At 44.5% G+C, this 5,414-nt stretch carries 4 protein-coding genes; 3 read left to right on the forward strand and 1 reads right to left on the reverse strand.

Annotated elements, in window-relative coordinates; genetic code table 11:
* Positions 1 to 56: 56 nt before the first annotated feature.
* Both ltrA and P5674_RS17315 read left to right on the forward strand, forming a co-directional pair.
* On the forward strand, positions 57 to 1,823 hold the full coding sequence (ltrA, locus tag P5674_RS17310) for a group II intron reverse transcriptase/maturase (protein ID WP_315670130.1): 1,767 nt from the start codon (positions 57 to 59) through the stop codon (positions 1,821 to 1,823).
* 184 nt (positions 1,824 to 2,007) lie between these two features.
* A complete protein-coding gene (locus tag P5674_RS17315; RefSeq protein ID WP_006616346.1) occupies positions 2,008 to 2,769 on the forward strand; it encodes a response regulator transcription factor in 762 nt (253 codons plus the stop codon).
* Between the two features lie 8 nt (positions 2,770 to 2,777).
* Here the strand turns inward: P5674_RS17315 and P5674_RS17320 are convergent, their stop codons facing one another.
* Entirely contained in the window at positions 2,778 to 4,094 is a 1,317-nt protein-coding gene (locus P5674_RS17320) for a four-carbon acid sugar kinase family protein (protein ID WP_035736448.1), read from the reverse strand.
* A 177-nt stretch (positions 4,095 to 4,271) separates the two neighbouring features.
* Here P5674_RS17320 and P5674_RS17325 point away from each other — a divergent pair, with 177 nt between their 5' ends.
* Positions 4,272 to 5,294 (forward strand): adenosine deaminase, encoded by a 1,023-nt coding sequence (locus P5674_RS17325; protein ID WP_006616348.1) that lies wholly within the window; start codon positions 4,272 to 4,274, stop codon positions 5,292 to 5,294.
* Positions 5,295 to 5,414: the final 120 nt, after the last annotated feature.

Genomic DNA, 5,414 nt, shown 5'->3' on the forward strand with positions numbered 1-5,414 from the left:
GGATATGCTAACAGGTCACGGTTTGATTGTAAGAATAGAGTCTAGTAGGAGTCAAAATGGCGATAGCGAGTTTAAAGAAAGGATTTGGTAAACCCAAACCAATCAAGACTACGAACAACGCATGGAGAGCAATCCCGTGGACTAAGGTTCAACGGAAAGTTTTCAAGCTCCAAAAGAGTATATTCCAAGCAGCTAAATCGGGACAAGATGCAAAGGTAAGAAGGTTGCAACGTCTATTGGTGAAATCGTATTATGCCCGGCTCTTAGCAGTGCGGCGAGTGACCCAAGATAATCAAGGCAAGAAAACAGCCGGGGTTGATGGAGTAAGAGCAATCTCTCCAAGACAAAGGTTAGAAATTGTCAAAAACATTAAGGGAAACCTCAAAGCAAAACCACTGCGAAGGGTGTGGATTCCAAAACCTGGTAGGGATGAAAAACGCCCACTAGGCATACCCACAATCCAAGATAGAGCAAGGCAAGCCTTGGTTAAGTCGGCTCTCGAACCGGAATGGGAATCGAGATTTGAGGGCACTAGCTATGGGTTCCGTCCTGGACGGTCAGCCCAAGATGCAATAAGCAGGATTTACCTGAGTATTAACAATGGTGAATACTACGCGCTAGATGCTGATATAGCGAAATGCTTTGACCGAATAAACCATGACTACCTACTGTCAAAAATTCATTGTCCAAGCAACCTAAAAAGAGACCTGAAGCAATGGCTCAAAGCAGGTGTGCTAGATAACGGTGTATTTGAGGATACAGAAGCAGGGACACCCCAAGGAGGGGTAATAAGTCCAATACTCGCCAACATCGCACTGTTGGGAATGGAAAGGCTAGTTAAAGGAATGTATCCAAATAAAGGCACAGCCACCCAGGTGAACCTTATAAGATATGCCGATGATTTTGTGGTCATCTCCAAAGACCTAGGAATCATTGAACAGTGCAAAACTGCTATTTCTGAATGGCTAAAACCTGTAGGACTAGAAATAAAACCTGAAAAGACTCGAATCTGTCATACACTCAAAACTATTGAGTATGACGGTAAAACAGAGAATCCAGGGTTTGACTTTCTCGGATTCAATATCAGGCAATATCCAGCAGGAAAATACAAATCTGGGAAAACAGGCGGGGCAGCAAGCCGATTAATCGGACATAAAACCCACATAAAACCCAGCCATAAAGCAGTTAAAGCCCATATAGAAGTGATAAAAGGTGTAATCAAACAACATAGAACAGCACCTCAATCAGCCTTGATTAGTAAACTAAACCCGATTATTCGGGGATGGTCAAATTATTATTCAGCGGTAGTCTCAACAGAGACCTTCAATAAGCTAGACAAAACAGTCTGGCAAATGTTAAGGGCATGGACAGTATCAAGATGCGGAAAGGCAAGTTACGAAAAACTAAGTAATTATTTCAGACATGGAACAATTAAACTTAGCAATGGGAAAGAAAGACACGAAAATTGGCTGTTCCAAACCAAAGATGGGTTACATCTATTCAAACACAATTGGACTCCAATTGTTAGACATACTTTAATACGCCCTGACGCAACACCATACGACGGAAATTGGACTTATTGGGCAACCAGGAAAGGACAAGCAATCGGCACGCCAAATAATGTAGCAAAACTACTCAAAAAGCAAAAAGGTAGATGTACCTGGTGCGGGCAATACTTTACCCCATCAGATTTAATTGAAATAGACCACATTGTACCTAGAAGCCATGGCGGAAAGGATGAATACAAGAATATTCAATTATTACATCGCCATTGTCACGACAATAAAACAGCTCTTGATGAAGAGATGATGCTGTACTCTTAACAAGGAGACGGTCAAATTAGGAGCCGTATGAGGTGAAAGTCTCAAGTACGGTTCTGTATGGGAGGGGGAGATGGCGACATCTCTCTCGACCCCTACTTTTTGCTGTTCGCATAGCCTCCCTGGAAGGGAAGGATTAGTCCCTATAGGCGGTTAAAGCTGAAAACCTTAGACAGAGTTTTAGATAATGCCCCGAATTTTAGTGATTGATGATGATCCCGCGATCGCAGAGCTGGTGGCGATTAACCTAGAGATGGCTGGTTATGAAGTCACCCTCGCCCCCGATGGTATAGTAGGACAAGCACTAGCGCTGCAACTACTGCCAGACCTGATTATTTTAGACCTAATGTTGCCCAAAGTCGATGGGTTCACCGTCTGTCAGCGTCTACGCCGAGATGAACGCACCGGAGAGATCCCGGTTTTGATGTTGACAGCTTTGGGACAAACCCAGGATAAAGTGGAAGGCTTTAACGCTGGGGCTGATGATTATTTAACTAAACCCTTTGAACTCGAAGAAATGCTGGCTCGTGTCCGCGCGCTATTGCGACGCACCGATCGCATTCCGCAAGCGGCTAAACACAGCGAGATCCTCAGTTATGGAGTTCTTACCCTAGTTCCCGAAAGGTTCGAGGCGATCTGGTTTGATCAGACAGTCAAACTAACTCACCTAGAATTTGAGTTACTGCACTGTTTGCTACAACGTCACGGTCAAACCGTAGCCCCCAGTGAAATTCTCAAGGAAGTTTGGGGCTATGACCCGGACGATGATATCGAAACTATCCGGGTTCATATTCGCCATTTACGCACCAAAATGGAACCAGACCCACGTCATCCTCGCTACATCAAAACCGTTTATGGTGCTGGTTACTGTTTGGAACTCCCAGGTAACGGCAAAAACTCATCGGAGGTGGGAGAGACTGATCTATCTGATGTATCTGATCAGGTGTAGCACCTCAATCAATGGTTTTTGAGTCGTTGATAGACAGTGACTAACCCGTTAGCATCACCCACATTACCTGGAAACAGGACAACGGGAAGATTAGGGAATTGGGTATGTGATGCGGGGGTTTTCACCATTGAACAACCAGCCATAACCTGTCCCAAGAGTCGCGCGGTGGGGAGACTTAGACCTTTACTAAGGACATCATTGGAGGTGATGCCTCCCTTGCTAATCAAAAATCCAATATCTTTTGGTAAACCCCGGACAATATCCATTAACAAATCTGAAACCGCCGCCCCAAATTCTAAGCGGACTTGGGTATTCTCAAAGGTGATTTCTTGGCGAGAGGTGTACACTACAGGGGTTTGACCCTGTTGGTGGATTTGATGGATGCGATCGCTAATTTGGCTAAGTAGCTCTTGACGTAGAGAGGGATTATCATCTAACAGGTGAGACACATCTACCTCAACCCCGACGATATCTGATTCTTTCAATAACTGTTCAAGCTGTTGAGTAGACTTTTTCACATGGGAACCCATCAACACCACTCCCGGTTGATTATTTCGGGTATATTTTCCCATAGACTCCGGTGGTAATGGTTGGGGACCGAGGGAGGCTAGGGATGTGAGGATACTGGCGGCGCTGCGGAAGAGGAAACGTTTTCCTTTGCTGGCGGCGGCTAGGATATCGGAGGCGAATTGGTCTAGGTCGCCTTGGGTTTCGCCGTCAACTCCCACACATTGATTATCACTGAATTGCATCAGTCGGTCTAGGGTCCCGTTGCGAATGTCCCCCAAGGTGAAAATTTGGACAGCTTCGGCTTTAATGCGTCCTTGGGTTTTTTCGGCTACATAATCGGGTAGGTAGGAATGATGGTAGCTGAATACTGAATCGCGAGCAAATTCCGTTTCGTGTACAGGGGTATCAACGCCGTCTATTTTCAGGTAGTGGGTTCCCCCTTTGGTTATCCGTCCCCCCTCAAAGAAGGCGGGAACTAAAAAATGAGCGTCAAAGGGGCCTAATTCTTCGGCAATTACATCGGTTTCTATGGGATAGTGACCCCGTAGGGTGGAGTCAGACCGACTCACTACTAGGAAATCTTGGATAGACTCGGCGGCGATCGCCATTTTCAGATTATGGGTAACTTCTCGTGTAACTGTGGCTGCTGCTTCTGGGGTTAATGCTCTGGTATTCGTTAAGATAAAGAATATGGGAGACTGGTCACTCAGTCCCAGCCGTAGGGTTTCTACGTCCCATTGTGTCAACAACAGACAACTATGAACAGTTTGGGAACCGGTGGGGTCATCATCCAGAACAATAATTTTAGGTGCCATTGCTTTAGTGTGGGAGTAACAAGAGAAACATTGAGTCATACCGTAGGACTCTGTGACTAGCTTACCATTGATATGGGAACTTTAATCTATCACCAGTACGGAGTTATTGGTTAATTCTGTTATTTGTTAGTTGGTTTCAGGTTATCATTGACAGTTAACGGCTTTCCCTAGGCTAATATGAATCAGTTTATTTATGGTCTCCCCAAAGCGGAACTACATCTTCACATCGAAGGTACTTTAGAACCACAGATGATGTTTGACCTGGCTCAACGAAATCATCTATCTTTACCTTTTGAGTCAGTGGCAGATGTGCAAAATTCCTATCATTTATCGAATTTGCAATCCTTTCTGGATTTATATTATCAGGGGGCTCAGGTCCTCTGCACTGACCAGGATTTTTATGATTTGACTTGGGCTTATTTACAAAAATGCTATCAGCAGAATGTCCGCCACACGGAAATATTTTTTGACCCCCAAACTCATGGCGATCGCGGTATTGATTTCCCGGTGGTATACCATGGCATACAGTCAGCCCTACAAGATGCCAAAACCTATCTAAATATCTCCTCACACTTAATTCTTTGTTTTCTGCGAGATTTAAGCGCAGAAGCCGCTATGAATACCCTTGAACAAGCCTTACCATACCAAGATGGCATTATTGCTGTCGGTTTGGATTCGGCGGAATTGCACAATCCACCTAGTAAATTTCAACAGGTATTTGAACGAGCCAAATCCGAGGGATTTTTAACTGTCGCCCATGGAGGAGAAGAAGCAGGCGCTGATTATATTTGGTCAGCAATTAATTTATTGCAGGTATCCCGGATTGATCACGGTGTGCGCTGTACAGAAGACCCGGCATTGGTTACTTATTTGGCACAACAACAAATCCCTTTAACTGTCTGTCCATTGTCTAATGTTAAGTTGGGGGTTTTTCCTGATATCAACTCCCATAATGTTAAACAATTGCTAGAGTTGGGTTTGTGTGTAACTATTAATTCGGACGACCCCGCTTATTTTGGCGGCTATATTAATGAAAATTATCTCGCTGTTCAAGAGGCTTTGAATTTTACCAATTCTCAACTGATACAGTTAGCCAAAAATTCTTTTATGGCTTCCTTTCTGAGTCAGGCTGAAAAAGATAAGTATTTAGCCGAAATCGAAAATCATGAATATAATGGTAGGGGCGGGTTCCCCAGTTAATTATCAATTCCCCAGGACTGTTTTTAATAACCCGCCCCAGCCATATTAGCAATTGTAGGGGAGGAGCGGGTTCCCCAGTTAATTATCAATTCCCCAGGACTGTTTTTAATAACCCGCCCC

The sequence above is a fragment of the Limnospira sp. PMC 289.06 genome, from assembly GCF_032350395.1.
GTDB classification, from domain to species: domain Bacteria; phylum Cyanobacteriota; class Cyanobacteriia; order Cyanobacteriales; family Microcoleaceae; genus Limnospira; species Limnospira platensis.

Bases quoted from the DNA above. Each gene is read 5' to 3' on its own strand.
- ltrA (WP_315670130.1), top strand. From the start codon at position 57: ATGGCGATAGCGAGTTTAAAGAAAGGATTTGGTAAACCCAAACCAATC.
- P5674_RS17315 (WP_006616346.1), top strand. From the start codon at position 2,008: ATGCCCCGAATTTTAGTGATTGATGATGATCCCGCGATCGCAGAGCTG.
- P5674_RS17320 (WP_035736448.1), bottom strand. From the start codon at position 4,094: ATGGCACCTAAAATTATTGTTCTGGATGATGACCCCACCGGTTCCCAA.
- P5674_RS17325 (WP_006616348.1), top strand. From the start codon at position 4,272: ATGAATCAGTTTATTTATGGTCTCCCCAAAGCGGAACTACATCTTCAC.